This window comes from Undibacterium sp. Ji49W (assembly GCF_049340205.1).
Lineage (GTDB): Bacteria > Pseudomonadota > Gammaproteobacteria > Burkholderiales > Burkholderiaceae_D > Undibacterium.
Map to the genome: position 1 here is coordinate 1 of NZ_JBMPOW010000058.1, position 483 is coordinate 483.

Genomic DNA, 483 nt, shown 5'->3' on the forward strand with positions numbered 1-483 from the left:
ATGATTGATAGCACGGTGGTGAGAGCACATCAACATGCTTCAGGTGCTGCAAAAAAGAAGGGCGTCAAGCGATAGGACGTTCACGCGGCGGCCTGACCAGCAAAATACACGTCGCGGTGGATGCGCTTGGCAATCCTGTGCGTTGGTTACTGACAGGGGGAGAGCAATCCGATATGAATCAAGGTTTGCCATTGATTAAAGGGTTTCAGGCGAAGGCGATATTGGCCGACAAAGGTTATGACTCGAATGTTTTTGTGGATTACATTCATGCCAACGGGATGCTGGCCGTTATTCCGCCAAAGAAAAACAGATTGGTGCAGCGTGAATATGACCGCCACTTATACAAAGATAGAAATGTTGTTGAACGTTTTTTCAATCGCATAAAGCAATTCCGCAGGCTTGCAACACGGTATGAAAAATTGGATAGAAACTTCCTTTCCTTCATCAATCTTGTATTTGCTTACCTTTGGATTTATTGAATGT

General features: G+C 44.9%; 1 pseudogene. It reads left to right on the top strand.

The features are described from left to right. Window positions 1–41 precede the first annotated feature (41 nt). A pseudogene (locus tag ACO0LK_RS27020) lies at window positions 42–479 on the top strand (IS5 family transposase); the annotation flags it as partial. Window positions 480–483: the final 4 nt, after the last annotated feature.